The organism is Shewanella frigidimarina NCIMB 400, assembly GCF_000014705.1.
GTDB lineage: Bacteria > Pseudomonadota > Gammaproteobacteria > Enterobacterales > Shewanellaceae > Shewanella > Shewanella frigidimarina.
The window spans coordinates 4,347,674-4,365,194 of the sequence record NC_008345.1; the positions used below are offsets into that span (position 1 = coordinate 4,347,674).

Below are 17,521 nucleotides of genomic sequence, written 5' to 3' on the forward strand. Positions count from 1 at the left end.
ACTAAAGATGCTGTTTTTTGCATTTAACGCATTAAAGTCATCGAAAGTTAACTTTTTTCTTATACAATAAGATTTTATCCCCCTCATTCAAGGCGCTTTATGGAACCCGCTATCCTGATTATCACCCTACTTTGCGGAATGCTTGTCAGCCGAGTGGGTTTACCGCCACTGATTGGTTATCTTGCTGCTGGTTTTGTATTGTTCACCTTAGGCATTGAAGACACTAGCTTACCTATTTTGCAGCAACTTGCTGACCTAGGTGTCACCTTACTGCTATTTTCCATTGGCCTTAAACTTGATCTTAAGAGCCTGTTTAAAGCCGAAGTTTGGGCCGGTTCAAGCTTACATTTAATTGGTTCGATTCTATTTTTTGTGCCAGTGCTGAAGTTGTTGGGCTTTTTAGGCATTGAGCAGCTCGACGGGTTCAGTTTCAATCAACTAATGCTCATTTCCTTTGCATTAAGTTTTTCCAGTACCGTATTTGCGGTAAAGGTGCTTGAAGACAGCGGTGACATGCAGTCACTTTATGGCCGAGTAGCGATTGGTATCTTGATTATGCAAGACATCTTCGCTGTGATCTTTTTAACCATTTCTAAAGGTAACATCCCGTCTGTTTGGGCGTTTGCATTGTTATTACTGCCGCTTGCAAGACCGCTTATTTATAAAGTGTTCGATCGCGTCGGCCACGGTGAAATGCTGGTATTGTTTGGCCTTGTGATGGCATTAGTGGTGGGCGCATGGTTATTTGAAGCCGTCGGTTTAAAACCCGATTTAGGCGCATTGATAGTGGGTATTTTATTAGCTGGGCATGCTAAATCATCCGAATTAGCCAAGTCGATTTACTTCTTTAAAGAGTTATTCTTAGTCGCCTTCTTCTTAACCATTGGGTTAAACGGATTACCCACATTGGCCGATATTGGTTTAGCGGCGATTTTAGTTGCGCTAATTCCAGTGAAAATTTTGATGTTTGTTTATCTGCTAACCCGCTTTAAATTGCGCTCACGCACATCGTTATTAGCCTCGTTTAACTTAGGTAACTACAGTGAGTTTGGTTTAATCGTAGCAGCAGTAGCGGCACACAAGGGTTGGTTACCACCAGAATGGTTGATCATTATTGCAGTGGCATTAAGTATCAGCTTTTTATTTGCAGCGCCGTTTAATAATAACGTCAGTAATATTTATCAGCGTTTCCAATCAAAATTAACCAAACTCGAACGCCACCCATTACACCCAGAAGACAGACAAATCCGTATTGGTAATCCGCGCTTTTTGATCTTAGGGATGGGCCGTATTGGTTCTGGGGCATATGATGAATTACGCGCCAAATACACCGGCGAAATTTTAGGGATTGAACACAAACAAGAGCTGGTTGATTTTCATCGAAATGAAGGCCGTAATGTTGTACAAGGTGACGCTAGCGATACTGACTTTTGGGTCAAGCTTGAACGTGCGCCACACTTAGAGTTAGTGCTACTGGCAATGCCACATCACGCGGGTAATTTGTTTGCAGTGCAACAATTGCAAAAGCTTAATTACGAAGGAAAAATCAGCGCGATTGTGCAATACGCTGAAGATGCTGAGTCATTAAAAGAGTCTGGAGTTCATACTGTGTATAACTTGTATGAAGCTGCAGGCGCCGGTTTTGTTGACCATGTGATTAAAGAGCTACTCGATTCACCACCAGAACTGGTACCTGGTTCAGTTGTGGCTAGTAGTGATCAGCCAAACCAATCGGCAATAAACGATACGACATCTGAGTCGCCATCATAAAACTAATCACCAATTGCAAACGCCTAGATAACTCTCTAGGCGTTTTTGTTTACTACAGCGTATTTTCAATTTTGCTTCGGATAAAAAAATCTCAGTTACAGACACGGTAAAGACATGCTATAACTCAAGTAACAAGTCTTTCCATGTCACCCTTTGTCGGATTTTTTGAAGTATGTCAAACCCTGCTCAACGCGCCACTAAATTATTTGTTCGAACATTTGGCACTAAACCAGATGATTTATACCAAGCGCCCGGGCGAGTTAACATTATGGGCGAACATACCGACTATAACGAAGGCCTCGCATTACCCGCTGCAATTAACTTTCATACTGTTATAGCGGTAAAGCATCGCGATGATAATTTATTTCGCGCGGTGACAACCGCTTTCCCTGGGGAAATTAAGCAATGGCACTTTGGTGAAGAAGGCCCAGTCGCTGCAGGCGATGACTGGAGCCATTATCTCAAAAGTGTAACCGCTGCTATGAACCAATCGGGTTTACGAGCTAAGGGCTTAGACTTAGCCATTGTGGGTGACGTACCACTGGGAGCCGGTTTATCATCGTCGGCAGCACTGGAAATCGCTTTTGGTACCGCCATCAGTTATGCCAGCCAATTAAACTTATCTCCTATCGCTATTGCCCAATTAGCTCAACGCGGCGAAAGTCAATTTATGCTGTTAGATTGCGGCATGATGGACCAAATCATTAGCGCGATGGCAGAGCCTGATCATGCCTTATTGATTGATTGTTTAGAATTAGAAAGCGAATCGGTGCTATTACCAGAAGAACTTAGCTTAATCGTAATCGACTTAAAGCAAGACCGTCATGGTTTTACCCAACAATTTGAACAACGTAAGCAAGAGTGTAATCAGATAACCAAGTTACTTGGCCTCGATTCTTTGCGTGATTTATCATTGAGCCTACTCACGGCAGATAAAGAATCACTCAGTGATGTTCAGTTTCGTCGAGCACGCCATGTCATTACCGAAAATCAACGTACTAGTAATGCTGCCAGAGCTTTGCAACAAAACAATATTGCCCGTTTTAGTCAGTTAATGGCACAGTCTCAAGCATCAATGCGCGATGACTTTGACATTATCACTGCCGACATTGACACCTTAGTGAGCATGATTGCGAATTTAATCGGTGAAAAGGGCGGCGTACGTATGAGCGATGGCTGCGTATTGGCATTGGTCAATCATGACCTTACCGATGAGGTGATTAACCTAGTTGAAAACCAATATTTTAAGCAAACAGGTATCGAAGCAACAATATACTTATGTTCAGCGAGTGGCGGTGCAGGACGCATCGGCTAATAATTTACAGATTAGAGAGGCATAAATGGTACGTTTTAGTGTGCTGGAACCTTGGCAAGATCCCCGTGGTGGTGAGATTGAGCGGGTTAGAATTGATAATGGCATCATCGCACTTGAAGTATTAAGTTTAGGCGGCATCATTCGATCATTATGGACTCCAGATCGCAACGGTGAACGTAAAAATATCGTGTTAGGTTGCGACAGTGTCGAAGATTATCTGGCTCAACAAGCCCATTTAGGCGCGATAGCAGGACGTTACAGCAATCGTATTGCCAATGGTAAAACCCAATATAATGGCCATCAATACCAACTTAGCGTTAACCAAGCGAGCAATTGTTTACACGGTGGCGTTGAAGGCTTTAATCGGAAATTGTGGCAACTCGGTACCTTAAGTGATGGCGTCCGCTTAACCTTAACAAGCCCAGACGGCGACATGGGATTTCCGGGCAATTGTACTGTGCAACTCGATTACCGTTTAGTGGGTAATAACTTGTACATTGAAATGCTAGCTAGTACCGATAAAGCCTGTCCTATTAGTTTAACCCAGCACAGCTACTTTAATTTAGACGGTAATCGCAGCGACACTAATGAGCAACATACTCTCCAAGTGGATGCCACAAAGTACCTCACAATGAATGATGTTGGTGTGCCGACCTCAATACAACCTACCGCAGGTAGCGATGTAGACATGGCAAAACCCACGCCAATGTCAGTACAAACCGAACGCCCAGCATTAGCCGCTACTAAGGGCTTTGACCATTGTTATGTGTTAGATAATCCCGGTGCGGATTTACAGCGCTTTGGTTGCTTAGCCAGCCCTAATAGTGGCCGCAATATGACGGTTTATACTAATCAGCCTGGGGTGCAGGTTTATGGAGCAAACTTTTTGCAAGGTACGATAGGTAAAAAGCAGCGAGTATTAAGCGATCATCAAGCTGTGTGTATTGAACCACAAATGCTACCCGACTCGCCTAATCAGCCAGACTTACCCGGCGATGTATGGATAACACCTGGTAAGCTATATCACCACATAACTCGATATCAGTTTGATGCCGAATAATCAGCCTGTTAAACCCAATTTCAATGCCGAAGATATTGGTCAAATTGCCGTTGGGGCTTTTGCGCTGTCGGTGCCGATTGCATTTTCTGAAGAAGCGTGGCGATTGTCGGCCAGTTTGCCAACATTAAATTTGGTATTGGTGGTGGTATTGTCGCTGGCATTTATTACCTTATTTGCTTATCAGAGTGTGTTTCAGGCAAATATTGTTAAGCGCAGACGAGCATTTTTTTTGCGGGTAATTGCGGCGTATATATTGACGTTATTGGTGGTGAGTATCGTACTGTTGGCGTTAAATAAATTGCCATTAATAACCGATCCAATCTTAGCGTTAAAGCGGATTATTTTAATCGCGATGCCCGCATCAATGGGTGCGATTATTGTCGACAGTTTCGACAAAGAATAAACCATATAAGGAATAATGAATTATTCCTTATATGGTCAGTAATCTTTAGCAGATATAAGCAGAATAATACGATGAACCAACAACACTCTGAGCCAGAGACTCAATGTTATCTGCAGGGTTAATCGTCTACACTATCACCCATATCATCAAAGCTATCATTGTCATCATCTGAATCATCAAATTCTGGAATGTCATCATCTGCGTTAATCGCTTCATCTGGCTCTGGAGCCGGTTTAGCCTTACGCGGTGGCGCTGTATCGGGTACTTTTGACAAATCAATTCGTAACTGATGCTTTGCCATAAACTCACTACGCGCCGCTTTCCATGCATCGCCAAACTCAGCCATAGCAGCTTTTGTTTGTTGCTCATCTAAGTCGTGTAAGTTTACTTTAACGATGTCTTCTACGTACTCCACAATCGTATTACGGATAGTGTTGTACATGAAAATGCGCCCTGGTGACGCTTCTGGCAATTGATTATCATGAACGACGATAGTGTTACCTTTCGATGTTCTTAATTCACCAAACCAAAGTTGTTTTTTTGCAGTGTTATACATATATGCTAACGCCCTTAATCAACACATATTCTAAAAATGGTGCAGGATTATTGAAGATAATATCTTCATACTGCGCCACGATTATCTGTTCTGTATTTGTGTGGGTATTTAAACAGAATATTTCTGAGAATCAATGCCTAAAACGATGAATTTTTCGCGTAATCGCATAAAAATGTCGGTTGTAGTCAATTTTTAACACTTTTCTGTCATTTTTCTCACAAAATAAACGCCTCACCAAGTGATTAGCCACCTTATGACCAATCACTTTGTGATCACGACTTTAGCTTAAAAACATCAAGCTTCAAGTTTTTTATCAAAATTTATCGCTGATTAAAACCACATTATAAATAAGTGTATTGGTAAGGGATTAATACACTTAACGAGGATCGGCTTGCAGATCCAACACTATCTTGCCTTTGTGTGTACCCGACTCCATTAGTTCATGTGCCTGTACCACTTGCGAGAATGGGAACACACTATCGATTGGAATACTCATTTTGCCACTATTTAATAGCGGCCATACGAACTCAGCCAAACCTTGAGCAATCAGGGCTTTATTCGCCACGCTTTGTGGTCGTAACGTTGACCCAGTCCAAATGACTCGTTTAGCCATAATGCGGAAAATATCCACGTTTGCTTGTGGACCACGTTGCATGGCAACCGACACCATACGTCCGTCGGTTGCGATAGCTTTAAGATTTTCGTTAATGAAGTCGCCACCAGCAATATCCATAATCACATTAACGCCTAATCCATTTGTCGCTTCTAAGATCGGCTCAACAAAATGCTGCTCGTTATAGTTAATCGCTACGCTAGCGCCTTGATCAAGACAGTATTGGCATTTCTCTGCACTGCCAGAGGTTGCAAATACCGTTGCACCTAAACGACTCGCCATTTGGATCGCAGTTGTACCGATGCCACCAGAGCCCCCATGAATAAGCACCGTTTCACCCGCGTTAAGTCCACCGCGAATAAACAAGTTACCCCACACGGTAAAAAAGGTTTCTGGCAACGCGGCAGCTTGCACAAAACTGTAACCAGTAGGAATAGGTAAACAATGTGCTGCGTAAGTATTCACTAACTCGGCATAGCCGCCACCAGGCACTAAGGCACACACTTTATCGCCAACTTGCCACTGAGTAACATCGTCTGCCACGGCAACAATTTCACCGGCGACTTCTAACCCAATAATCGGGCTGGCATCTGCTGGCGGTGGATAAGCACCAACTCTCTGTTTAATGTCTGGGCCATTGACTCCAGCAGCATACACCTTAATCGTCACTTGGCCTTCTGTTGGCATCGCAAGCGTTGATTGAGTCATGGTCATCACACTGGGTTCGCCAGGCTGTTCAACCACTACATGGGTAAATTGTCTATTTACTGTCGCCATAAAAATATCACCTTGGTTAATTGTTACCAAAAAGTAACTTGGATTAATAGTCTGTTACAGGCGCCGATTACCTGTTCACAAATTCAGCATGTTTGTTAGCAAAACATAAAGTAGTATCTTTTTTAATCAAAAATGATTGCCTATACACTTTAAACCATTACTATACCCGCCCGTTCAAAACATGGAGCAAAATACTTGTTAAAGTACCTGTTCGTTTTACTGTCTATTTTCAGTATTCACGCCCATGCTGCACCTATCCGTATCGCCTCTGATATTTGGTGCCCTTATATCTGCGACAACCAAACAGGCTACGTTGTAGAACTCACACGTCGCGCTTTTGAGATCCAGGGTCAACCGGTTGAATTTCAGATTTTTCCTTATAAACGCGCACTGATTGAACTGCAAAGAAATAACATCGACGCTGTACTGGCATTGACGTCTAGCGCCATTGTCGAAAATCAATTGATTAATGCTGATGTGATTGTCGGCTATAACAGCAACGACTTTTATACTCTTGTTGATAGTAATGAAACATTTGAGCAGATTACCGATCTCAATAACACTCAACAGGCTGCGATAGTCACTGGTTACCACTATGGTGTTGAGCTCGACGCTTGGTTTGGTGCACATCCTAATACGTACTTTGCCTCTGGCAGAGATCCATTGGCTATGAATATTATTCGGCTAGTAAAAGGACGTCATTCGGTCATCATCGACAACAAAAATGTCATTGAGTACACCGCAAGTCAATTAAACTTAACTCAACAACTTCGCTATGCTGGCACTATAGGCAAACCGGTGCCTTTGTATGTTGGCTTTAATCCACACAATAAAGCTTACGCGGTGACCTTTACTAATGGCATCGAGATGCTAAAAGCCAATGGCGAATATCAACAGATTATGAGTAAGTACAAAATATTACCTGCTCTGACATCTGACGAGGCCCGTCATAAAAACCTGCAAAAATTCCTGCCTATCTTTAATTAATCTCGCTTGCTGTAGTGATGCCATACGGAATTGGCATCAACAAGGCTGCACATTGCAGACATTTGGCACTATATCGAAGTTGCTAAACCAGCCCTATAACTCACAAAGCGTTATCGTAGCGAGTTTATCGAAAACACCATACTGGTTTGTCAGCCTTTTATGGTGTGTTTAAGCTCCAGCCACCACATCATCAAGTGCATCTGCCAGCGTAGAATATGTCACACATTGCACACCATCTGGCTTAAACCCTGCTTTGGCTAAGGTTTTAAGTGGCTGAAATTGAAAATCGGCCAACAAGACTCGAGTATTATCACGCTTACATTTATCAATAAACTTATACAGCGCCGAAACGCCACCAGAGTCTAAAATAGACACCCCGTCAAAATACAACACCACCCCATCCTGGTCGCCACTCAAATGCGCCAACTCACCAAACACACTGTCGGCAGCAGCAAAAAACAATGGCCCATTAATTTTAAACACTTTCCAGCGTGGCGGTAACTCAACATGAATGTGCTTTTTCTGCTCGCTAATGTCTTGCACCTTGGTCATGTCGGCCACTTGTTTCATGAATAATAACGACGCCAAAATGATCCCAGCACTGATCGCAATCACCATGTCAAAAAATATGGTCAGTAACAAGCACACCATCAACACCAGTATTTCACTGGCAGGGGCTTTTTTAACAAGATGGACAATCTTAGGCGCTTCACTCATGTTCCAAGCCACCATAATAAGCAGCGCCGACATGCCCGCCATGGGGATATAAGCTAAAACAGTGCTGAGCGATAATAAAGACACTAACACCACCAGCGCATGGATCATGGCCGCGATTGGGCTTACCGCCCCCGACTTATAGTTAGCCGCCGAACGAGCGATGGCAGCAGTCGCGGTAATACCGCCAAAAAATGGCGCGATAATATTACCGATACCTTGACCAAGTAACTCGCTATTGGCGCTGTGCTTTTTACCTGACATGCCGTCTAGCACCACTGCGCACAGTAACGATTCAATGGCACCTAACATGGCGATAGCAAAGGCGGCAGACAATAGGTCACTGGCTAATTGCCAAGTGAGTACCAATGGCACTTCACCCGATTGCGCGCGAAGCCAGGGCCATTCAAAGTCAGGCAGCATAGAGGGAATACCTGCACCGATTGAGCCATCGGCTAGGGTGAAACTGAACGTAGATCCAATGGTCGCCACATGAAAACCGAGTTGATTTAGTACCAGCGCCACAATACTCGCCACAACCACTGCAGGAAGATGTGCGGGTACCGCCAACTTGAGTTTTGGCCACAAAATAAACACCACTAATGTGCTTAATCCCACCAGTAATGTCGGCCCCGAAAAACTAGGAATTTCTTGAACTAAGGTAGCTACTTTACCGACAAAACTTTCTGGCATCTCGGTAATAGTTAGACCAAAAAAGTCTTTAACTTGCAGCACTGCAATCACCACGGCAATACCACCCGTAAACCCTAACGTGACTGATTCGGGAATATATTGGATATAACGCCCTAAGCGAAACAACGCCATGATAATCAACATTAGTCCGGATAACATGCTGGCCAGCAATAAACCAGACAGACCATATTGATGCACGATGGGATAGAGGATCACCACAAATGCGGCGGTAGGGCCAGACACGCTATAACGTGAGCCACCGGTGAGCGGAATAACAAACCCAGCAATAATCGCAGTATACAACCCGTATTGCGGCGCGACCCCAATGGCAATCGCAAGCGCCATTGCTAATGGAATAGCAATAATGCCAACAGTTAAGCCGGCTAATAAATCTTTAGTGAATGCATTGGCATTGTAGGGAGCGTCTTTTAAAGACTCTCGGAGTGCATGCCCGATACGAAGAGAAAATAAATGTGTGCGGTATTTCATTGCGGCGATCCCATAACCTAGTACGGCGTCAAGATACCCCTCATTATAGGCCGATTACCTTACAGTACAATCGAATTAAGTTAACACTTGATGATAATATAATTATCATCACATTATAATATAAAATTTATCTAAATAGAGGTAATAAGATCCACTGGCTCTGATGACTCGCGCAAAAAAGCCACCGATTATTGCGGTGGCTTCGGTGGTGTTTATTAAGAATGCACACAACAGTTGGCTGCCTAATCTTAGTCGCTAATCAAAGGCCAATCTTAACGGCTTAAACGTTAACGGCTAAAATCAATAGACACTTTGCGGCCGCGATTAGTATCTATATTTTGATAATCCCAGTCGTATTGCGAAATAAGTCTGGTCGTTAACTCAAGCCCTAAGCCAAAGCCTAACTCTTCAAAGCTATTAGCATAAGACTTACACTGATTAGCGATGCTTACCGATGTGGCTGACTGGCGAATAGTCACACTACCTTCAACAGTGTGCTGTAAAGCGTTGCGGATGAGGTTGGTAATAATTATCCGGCATAGCGTGTCAGGGAGTTGGTGAGCAGAGTCATCGGTTTCAATGCTGATTTCAATATTTTTGCCGTGGATTAAATACCTTAAATCTTGCACTAGCTGGCGAATAAGCTGACCTAAATTCACCTCTTTTAACGGCAAACTTTTACCTTCACGGCGTGTTAACCACAATAAGGTTTCGGTGAGATCGGTCATGGTGAGCCCAGCACGTTCGATGCGGTTAACGACTTGAGCTTGTTTTTCAGCGCTACCGCCTTTGCTTATCAGCTTTTGCAGTAATTCAGTATTGGTACGGATCACCGCTATTGGGGTGCGTAATTCATGGCTGGCATAACCTAAGAATTGTTGCTCGCGATCTAAGCTTTCCTGCACAGTACCTAAACTGGTTTTAACAATATTGGCTAATGTGTTTAGCTCGCTGTAATGAAAATCTGGCGCAGGGTCTGCTAGTTGTTTGCTATCTAACTCTTTGGCCCAATTTTTTAGGCGCTCAATCGGCAAAGTCACTTTGCGCATCATTAACAGCAATATCAGCGTAAACATCACAATACTAAAAATGGCGGTAGCAAGAATCACCAGAAAAAAGGGTTTATCTTTGGGCGGAGGAATATTGCCCATTTTTTTATCTAAAATGCTCGAGACATAACGGATCTGGTCACCTTTAAGCACTTTGATGACAAAAAAGCCTTTTTCTGGTGGTTTTAACGGTGAACCGCCAATAATATTTTTGTGTAACACATTAAACTCGCTGGGCTCCTGCTTAATGTGTAGTTGAATATCTTTTGGTAAATCCTGCCAACGACTGGCGACAGTAAACAATTGTGATTTGCTAGGGTGTCCGTCGGTTACAACTTGCTCTTGTCCATGCGCATACATCGTCGCCAGCATGACTTTGTCCATGCCAGAGATATAATAATGCACGCTCAATGCCGATAAAATTAAAATGGTGCTAATGCCAGTAAATAACATTACCAGCAGCACAAAAATTCGCAGACTCGGTCTTAATTTCATGACGTAGGGGTATTCCTATTGCTGTCGTAATTTAAATCAAAACATTATGTAGTCAGCGCTATGATGAAAGCTCTGCGTCTTTAATGGCAAAGCCATGGCCACTAATCGTGTGCAGTAACTTTACGTCATGCTCAGCATCAAGCTGTTTTCGCAAATTAAAAATATGTACTTTTAAGCTGTTACTGTCAGGTTGATCATCGCCCCACACACTTTGCATGAGCTTTTCACGCGACACCGGATTAGGGCTTGTTCGCATTAGCACGTCTAAAATCTTAAACGCGGTCGGCGATAACTTTACTAACTCATTGGCGCGATACGCCTGCTTTTGTTGTAAATCTAAGGTTAAGTCACCGACAGATAAGCGCATGACTTGGCCACTGCGCCGACGCGCTAACACTCGCGTCCGCACAATGAGTTCTTCCATGGCAAAGGGTTTCACCAAATAATCATCCGCCCCTTTAGCAAAGCCAGTTAGCTTATCGTCTAACGTGTCTTGGGCTGTCAGCATTAACACTGGCACATCCATACCTTGCATGCGCAACGACTCGCACACTTGCAACCCATTCATTTTGGGTAAGTTTAAATCTAAAATCACCACATCGTATTGATTCTGCAAACTTAAATTAAGCCCAACTTGCCCATTGGCGGCATGGTCACAAAGAATATCTTCTAGCTCTAAATACTCGATCACCGCCGTAGCTAAGTCGAGGTCATCTTCAACCAGTAACAATTGCAGTTTGTCGGTGTTCATGTCACTAATTCCTTGGTTGATCACGACGTTGCCACGTCACGATTTGGGCGCAGTTTGGTCATCAGGTTATGCATAAAAGCCTTCGACTCGCATTGAATTAACAGCAAAGATGGCGTCAAAATCAAGGTGATAAAGGTAGCAAATAAAATACCATACCCTAGCGCCGCTGCGGCAGGAATTAAAAACTGCGCTTGTAACGAGGTTTCACCTAATAATGGCGCTAAGCCCGCAAAGGTGGTCACCGAGGTAAGCAATACCGCTCGAAGTCTTCCGGTGCATGACTCAACAATTGCATCGTGTACCGACATGCCTTCTTCGTTAATTAATTCGTTATAACGCGACACCAGTAACAAGCTGTCGTTTACCACCACGCCACTTAAGGCCAAAATACCGTTTAACGACAAAATACTAATGGTTAAGTCATTCAACCAATGGCCTAAAATTGCGCCCACAATACCAAACGGAATTGCAGTCATGATTATCACTGGCTGTATATACGACTTTAACGGAATGGCTAACAAGGCATAAATGGCAATCAGCGCCAGCACAAACATCGATTCTATCGAGCTTGTGGTTTCTGCTTGCTGTTCAGCTTCGCCGGCAAAATTGAAACTCACACCTGGGTACTGTACTTCTAACTGCGATACCAATGTTTGCTTAAGCTGGCTAACCAACTCATTTGAAGCAATTTTATCTTTGTCTAATACCGCACTGATGTATACCGCCCGCTGGCTGTCGATACGGGTAATATTCGACGGTTGATAATCATTAAAAATCTGGGCTACGTGACTCAACGGCACAATAGTCCCGTCGCTGGTTCTCACATTGGCAAGCTGAATATCTTCAAAAGTTTGACGATCTTCATCGGGGTAACGAACGCGCACTTTCACTTCGTCTTTACCACGCTGAAAACGTTGTACCACTCCGCCGCCAAATGACTGCAATATCTGACTCGACAAGGTTTCGGTATCAAATCCTAATGCGCGCCCTTGCGCTGTTAATTCAAAGCGATATTGTGGGTCGCCTGCATCTAGATTGTGGTCAATGCCACTCACACCGTCCATCACTTCTATTGCGGCTTTTAGTGCTTGGCCAGCAGCGAATACAGACTCTGTATCACTGGCTTTAATCTCTACTTTAAAGTTATCGAGCATTTCTTTTTTCGATAATACTTTAAGTTTTTTAATGCCTTCCATTTGGCCAACTTGTTCAGTCCACTTTTGAGTAAACTCTTTAAGGGTATAAGGGCTGTTGGTTGCCAACTCGACCTGCACTTGGCCAGTGTCACTGCTGCTTGCCATAATGTGCAAACTGGTTAAATAGCTGTCTTGGTCGTTGTCACCGTCTTGTCGTTGAGCCACCAGCTCTGCATCCACTCGTTTAGCAGCGCGTTCTAAGGTCATTAAATTTTTATAGGTTTGGCCAAAACTGGCGTCGTTTTGCATTGAAAAGTCAGCTACGACTGTGTCGCCAGCAATATCAGGGAAAAAAGCCACTCGCACGCTACCCGTTAACGGCATTCCGGCAACCAAAATAAACATTGCAATAAACATCAATACCACGGCATAACGAAACCGCAGTGCAAACTCAATAACGGGTTGGTAAATTACGCGACTAAACCACTTCAAGCCACTGTCCGCGGCGTGTTGAATATGGTTAAACCATGATTTTTTGGCACTTTTTTGAGTATTAATATGGGCTAAATGCGACGGTAAAATAAACTTAGATTCAATTAACGACAGCATCAAACAGATGGCAACAACGGTACCAAACTGGGCATAAATTTGGCCTAAACGGCCTTCTACGTTGGCCAAAGCGACAAAGGCAACCACGGTAGTTAACACACCAAATATGGTTGGGGTCGCGACTTTTAAGGTACCTTTGATGGTGTTGTCGATGTTGTCGCCGTATTTTTGCCGAGTGGTATAAACACTCTCACCCACTACCACGGCGTCATCGACCACAATCCCCAGCGCCATAATAAAGCCAAAGGTGGTCATTTCATTTAGGGTTAAACCAGCAAAAGTATTGCTCATAAAAAACAAGGTGCCGAAGAACACAAACGGCAAACCTGCGGCAACCCAAAACGCCACGCGCAAGTTTAAAAACAACGCCAAAATAATAAACACTAATGCGATACCACTGAGGGCATTTTTAACTAGCAAGCTTAAGCGTTCGGTAATCAGAGTACTTTTGTCATGCCAAGTGGCAATATTTACACCATCGGGCAACGCATTAGCATTACGCCATTTCTCAACGACTTGCTTAGCTTGCTCGACAATATTAACGATATCGCCATTTTCATCCATCACAATTTCAATGGCGCTTGAGTTTGCTTGGTTATAACGCGACAACACAAAGGTGTCGTCGGCATAGCCGTCTTTCACTGTGGCAATATCGCCCAGTGTAATCATCGAGCCTTGGCTATTGGTGATAACTGGAATCGCCATAAAATCTTGCAGTTGATAAGCTTGTTGAGCCACTTTCAAACGCACGGTTTTATCATCGTTGTATAAGCTGGTCGAAATAGACGCTGATGACTCGGCGTTCACTGCACTTGCGACTGACGCTAACGTCAATCCATAAGCTTGCAGCTTGGCTTCGTCAACTTCGATAGAAATCATCGGCTCGGCTTTGGCTTTAATTTCCAGATCATGAATGGCATCTTGGCTGAGTAAATCCGATTTAAGTTGTTCCGCTAAAGCTTGTAACGTCGCGCGGTCGGCATCGCCATAAATCTCAATCCACAAGGCATGGTCTTGCATGCGCATTTTATCGATAACAGGGTTTTCAGCTTCGCTAGGAAAGTTATAAATTGCATCAACATTGGTTTTAATGTCAGTGAGCAAGGTGTCTAAGTCATAAGAGCTGGTTTTCTCAATCATCACACTGCTGCCATTGGCATTGGATGTTGAGGTAATCCGCTTTATGCCCGGCACCGTTTCTAAGGCATCTTCGATTTTAATTGCGATGCCTTCTTCTGCTAACACTGGGTCGCCACTGTCGTAAGTGACTGACACAGTCACGCGGTCGGGCTCTAAACTCGGAAAAGCCTCTTTGCGTAAGCTGCCTAATGAAAAAAGCCCCACGATGATCATGCCAATGAGCAATAAGTTAGCCGCTACTGAGTTTCTGGCAAACCAGGCTATTGCTCCTTTGTGTGTAGATAGAGATCCCGACATGGCTACACCTCTACCTTAGCAAGCACCTTAGTGCCGACTTTAAAGCTGCTTAAAGGACGTTTAACAATTTGCATGACACTAGGCTGATTTTTTTGCTCATTAGTTTGCTCAGTGACAATGGGCGACACATATACAAAACCGTCTTTTTCAAAGGCGACTGTCGCAGGTGCTTTAGCCAATAACCCTTGGTCGTCAACAAACCAGATATCACCTTGTTGTGAAATAGCAGATGAAGGTAACTGCCATATATTGCTTAATGATTTACCGTTAATATGTGCTTTAACAAAGGTGCCAGGATACAGATCCGTTGTTTGTAGCAGTGGGTTATCGACCACCACAATTAATGAACGTTGGCGGCTAGTTTGAGTTAAATGTTGCTCGACACGTTCAATGTAACCTTGCCATTGATGTAGACCATCGGCGCTGAACAAAGTCACATCCCACGGCGCTTTAACCAGCTGTGCATTATCAAATGCAGGTAGGTTTTGCCATTGCAGTTCAGACAACGGTACGCTGATTTCAACTTCGGCCACGCTGTATAAAGTGCCAAGCTGGCTGCCGGTTTGCACGTAGCTGCCTGGCTGAATATCGCGGCTCACCACCAGCGCATCAAACGGTGCGGTAATGTGGGTATAACTTACGTCTTGTTGCGCTTTTTTAAGTGCTTGTTTGGCGTTATCTAGCGCCGCAGTTGCTTGGGCTAATTGCGGCGTTCTTAATACTAGTGGAGAGGCTGGCTCGCCAGACAAACCTGAACGAAGCCATTCTGCTTTAGCTTGCTCACCTTGGCGTTGTTCTTCTAATAAATCGAGTTCCGCTTGAGCAACATCGGTTTGTGCTTGGGTTAACGCTTGTTGATAACTGGTGTCGTTAATTTTACCTAACAAAGCCCCTTTTTTGATCACCTGTCCTGACTCAAATTGACGATTAACCTGTGTGATTTTGCCACTGACTTCGGCGCTAAGTGTTAGCTCATAACGTGGCCTTGCTTCACCAAATCCAACCACTTCTGCTTGATATTCTTGGCCATTAACCACAACAACGCCCACTTGCGGCAATAGTGATACCGCCGCACTAGTCGTGACAGGTTTGACAGACTGTTCAGCAGTAGGCGCTTTTTTATTCGCTGGAGGTGGTAACTGCGCTGCGGTATAGCCTAACGCAACGGCAATACTGCCCAGTGACAATACAGTGACGATGACGTTTACACGGTTAAGCTTCATGCGAGACTCCTAGACCTAGCGCTAAGCCTAAATCAATTCGGTTTATGAGACGGTTGTAAATGGTAGTAACAAGTTGCGCTTCAACATCAAAGGTTTGCTGTTGCACGGTCAGTAAATCAAAAATATCGACTAAGCCTTGGCGATACTTTTGCTCATAACTGACAAAGCTGCGTTGGGCACTAAGCTGCGCATCGGTTAAGTGCTGTTGTTGTTTGGCGAGGGAATACTCTTGGCCAACGCTATTTTCGACCTCGTTAACCGCATTTAATAAGGTTTCTTGGTAGACCCAATAGCGCTGCTGAGTCGTTAAACGTGCCAACTCCGCTTGTGATGTTAACTTTCCCCCTTGAAACAAAGGTGCAGATAACTGTCCAAGTACGCTCCATAGTGGTCCAGTGAGTAGTGCATCACTTGGCGACTGCGCCATATCACTCAAACTGGCGGATAAACTAATGGATGGCAACATGGCTTTATAGGCGGCATCGGTACGTAATGATTCTGCTTCGATATTGTAAAATGCGGTTTTTATGTCTGGACGACGCCCAAGGTTTTGCTGACCGAGTGAATCGATTGGATTGAGAACCGTAGGGAACTGGGCGCTAATATCGACACTGACATCACTGCCGGTCCACTGCCCTGTTAGCAAGGTTAAGTTACGGCGACTTTGTGCGAGCTGTTCTTGATAATCCACTAATGTTGCTTGCGTACTGGCGACGCTGGTAGTGGCATTATCCAGATCTTCTAAACTGCCTAAACCGACGCGATACCGCGCTAAAATAAGGGCTTGGTTGTTATCTAATACCGCTAAGCGCTGAGTCTCAATCGCCACGAGTTGTTGCTTAAGGCTAATGTCTAACCAGCTGCGCATTACGTTGGCCACCACTAAATCTTGTGCGCTCTGTAAACTGGCTTGTGTGCTGGCAATGTCTTTTAGCGCAGCATTACTGCTGTCAGCAATTTTTTGCCATAAATCCAGCTCCCAACTCACGGTAATATCAGTAGTGTAACTGTCATCACTGTCTTCGGTTGAAGTACCGCTAAAACTGGCATCCACAGATGGTAAACGACTAGCAGAGGTAATACCGTGTTGAGCATAGGCCATATTTAACGCCACTACGCTTTGTTGTAGGCTGGGATTATTTTGCAATGCGGCTGATATAAAGGTTTGCAGTTCAGGCACATTGATTAAATCAGTGAGTCGCGCTAACGATTGCGACGGCACACCTTGTGTGTTTTTGGTGGCTAATAGCTGTTCAATTAACTGCTGGCTTGTTTTTGCTTGTGCTTGGCTAGCTTGGTCGATGTAATTGCTATTATCGACAGTACTGCAGCCCAACAAGCTCACTACAATCAGTGCCAGCATTGCGTGTCGTCGCGCCGGTTTTACCATCATCAAGTGCTTCTCCCAACTTGTGTATTACACAATAATGGAGCAAGCATACCG

Annotated in this window: 13 protein-coding genes; 5 read left to right on the forward strand and 8 right to left on the reverse strand. The window is 44.1% G+C overall.

Features of this window, described 5'->3' with window-relative positions; all coding sequences use genetic code 11:
- Positions 1–99 precede the first annotated feature (99 nt).
- The 4 genes from SFRI_RS18845 to SFRI_RS18860 all read left to right on the forward strand — a co-directional run bounded on the left by SFRI_RS18845 (position 100) and on the right by SFRI_RS18860 (position 4,548).
- The gene (locus SFRI_RS18845; RefSeq protein WP_011639082.1) at positions 100–1,770 is read left to right on the forward strand and encodes a cation:proton antiporter family protein; all 1,671 of its coding nucleotides are present in this window, start codon (positions 100–102) and stop codon (positions 1,768–1,770) included.
- Positions 1,771–1,942: 172 nt separating this feature from the next.
- Complete coding sequence (galK, locus tag SFRI_RS18850; RefSeq protein ID WP_011639083.1) at positions 1,943–3,085, forward strand: galactokinase; 1,143 nt, start codon at positions 1,943–1,945, stop codon at positions 3,083–3,085.
- A 25-nt stretch (positions 3,086–3,110) separates the two neighbouring features.
- Positions 3,111–4,145, forward strand: coding sequence for an aldose epimerase family protein (locus tag SFRI_RS18855; RefSeq protein ID WP_011639084.1), 1,035 nt, complete (start codon positions 3,111–3,113; stop codon positions 4,143–4,145).
- Entirely contained in the window at positions 4,135–4,548 is a 414-nt protein-coding gene (locus SFRI_RS18860; protein WP_011639085.1) for a DUF2391 family protein, read from the forward strand. Before SFRI_RS18855 ends, SFRI_RS18860 begins: the two co-directional genes overlap by 11 nt.
- Before the next feature lie 118 nt (positions 4,549–4,666).
- Here SFRI_RS18860 and SFRI_RS18865 read toward each other — a convergent pair whose 3' ends face one another.
- Together SFRI_RS18865 and SFRI_RS18870 are read right to left on the reverse strand one after the other, a co-directional pair.
- Positions 4,667–5,104 carry a hypothetical protein gene (locus SFRI_RS18865; protein WP_011639086.1) on the reverse strand — a complete coding sequence of 146 codons (438 nt, stop codon included), beginning with the start codon at positions 5,102–5,104 and terminating at the stop codon, positions 4,667–4,669.
- Positions 5,105–5,480: 376 nt separating this feature from the next.
- Positions 5,481–6,494 carry an NAD(P)H-quinone oxidoreductase gene (locus SFRI_RS18870; RefSeq protein ID WP_011639087.1) on the reverse strand — a complete coding sequence of 338 codons (1,014 nt, stop codon included), beginning with the start codon at positions 6,492–6,494 and terminating at the stop codon, positions 5,481–5,483.
- A 195-nt stretch (positions 6,495–6,689) separates the two neighbouring features.
- On the opposite strand from SFRI_RS18870, the gene SFRI_RS18875 reads away from it, so the two are divergent.
- On the forward strand, positions 6,690–7,481 hold the full coding sequence (locus SFRI_RS18875; protein ID WP_011639088.1) for a substrate-binding periplasmic protein: 792 nt from the start codon (positions 6,690–6,692) through the stop codon (positions 7,479–7,481).
- Between the two features lie 168 nt (positions 7,482–7,649).
- Here SFRI_RS18875 and dauA read toward each other — a convergent pair whose 3' ends face one another.
- From dauA to SFRI_RS18905, 6 genes are all read right to left on the reverse strand, one after another.
- A complete protein-coding gene (gene dauA / locus SFRI_RS18880; RefSeq protein ID WP_011639089.1) occupies positions 7,650–9,377 on the reverse strand; it encodes a C4-dicarboxylic acid transporter DauA in 1,728 nt (575 codons plus the stop codon).
- Between the two features lie 287 nt (positions 9,378–9,664).
- Positions 9,665–10,921, reverse strand: a complete 1,257-nt coding sequence (locus tag SFRI_RS18885) for a sensor histidine kinase (RefSeq protein WP_011639090.1) — start codon at positions 10,919–10,921, stop codon at positions 9,665–9,667.
- 58 nt (positions 10,922–10,979) lie between these two features.
- Entirely contained in the window at positions 10,980–11,672 is a 693-nt protein-coding gene (locus tag SFRI_RS18890) for a response regulator transcription factor (RefSeq protein ID WP_011639091.1), read from the reverse strand.
- 20 nt (positions 11,673–11,692) lie between these two features.
- The gene (locus SFRI_RS18895) at positions 11,693–14,854 is read right to left on the reverse strand and encodes an efflux RND transporter permease subunit (protein ID WP_011639092.1); all 3,162 of its coding nucleotides are present in this window, start codon (positions 14,852–14,854) and stop codon (positions 11,693–11,695) included.
- 2 nt (positions 14,855–14,856) lie between these two features.
- On the reverse strand, positions 14,857–16,077 hold the full coding sequence (locus SFRI_RS18900; RefSeq protein WP_011639093.1) for an efflux RND transporter periplasmic adaptor subunit: 1,221 nt from the start codon (positions 16,075–16,077) through the stop codon (positions 14,857–14,859).
- On the reverse strand, positions 16,067–17,470 hold the full coding sequence (locus SFRI_RS18905) for a TolC family protein (RefSeq protein ID WP_011639094.1): 1,404 nt from the start codon (positions 17,468–17,470) through the stop codon (positions 16,067–16,069). Before SFRI_RS18905 ends, SFRI_RS18900 begins: the two co-directional genes overlap by 11 nt.
- Between the last annotated feature and the right edge of the window lie 51 nt (positions 17,471–17,521).

What these genes read in the sequence shown, in the direction of transcription:
- SFRI_RS18845 (WP_011639082.1), top strand. Translation starts at nt 100, where the DNA reads ATGGAACCCGCTATCCTGATTATCACCCTACTTTGCGGAATGCTTGTC.
- galK (WP_011639083.1), top strand. Translation starts at nt 1,943, where the DNA reads ATGTCAAACCCTGCTCAACGCGCCACTAAATTATTTGTTCGAACATTT.
- SFRI_RS18855 (WP_011639084.1), top strand. Translation starts at nt 3,111, where the DNA reads ATGGTACGTTTTAGTGTGCTGGAACCTTGGCAAGATCCCCGTGGTGGT.
- SFRI_RS18860 (WP_011639085.1), top strand. Translation starts at nt 4,135, where the DNA reads ATGCCGAATAATCAGCCTGTTAAACCCAATTTCAATGCCGAAGATATT.
- SFRI_RS18865 (WP_011639086.1), bottom strand. Translation starts at nt 5,104, where the DNA reads ATGTATAACACTGCAAAAAAACAACTTTGGTTTGGTGAATTAAGAACA.
- SFRI_RS18870 (WP_011639087.1), bottom strand. Translation starts at nt 6,494, where the DNA reads ATGGCGACAGTAAATAGACAATTTACCCATGTAGTGGTTGAACAGCCT.
- dauA (WP_011639089.1), bottom strand. Translation starts at nt 9,377, where the DNA reads ATGAAATACCGCACACATTTATTTTCTCTTCGTATCGGGCATGCACTC.
- SFRI_RS18885 (WP_011639090.1), bottom strand. Translation starts at nt 10,921, where the DNA reads ATGAAATTAAGACCGAGTCTGCGAATTTTTGTGCTGCTGGTAATGTTA.
- SFRI_RS18890 (WP_011639091.1), bottom strand. Translation starts at nt 11,672, where the DNA reads ATGAACACCGACAAACTGCAATTGTTACTGGTTGAAGATGACCTCGAC.
- SFRI_RS18895 (WP_011639092.1), bottom strand. Translation starts at nt 14,854, where the DNA reads ATGTCGGGATCTCTATCTACACACAAAGGAGCAATAGCCTGGTTTGCC.
- SFRI_RS18900 (WP_011639093.1), bottom strand. Translation starts at nt 16,077, where the DNA reads ATGAAGCTTAACCGTGTAAACGTCATCGTCACTGTATTGTCACTGGGC.
- SFRI_RS18905 (WP_011639094.1), bottom strand. Translation starts at nt 17,470, where the DNA reads ATGATGGTAAAACCGGCGCGACGACACGCAATGCTGGCACTGATTGTA.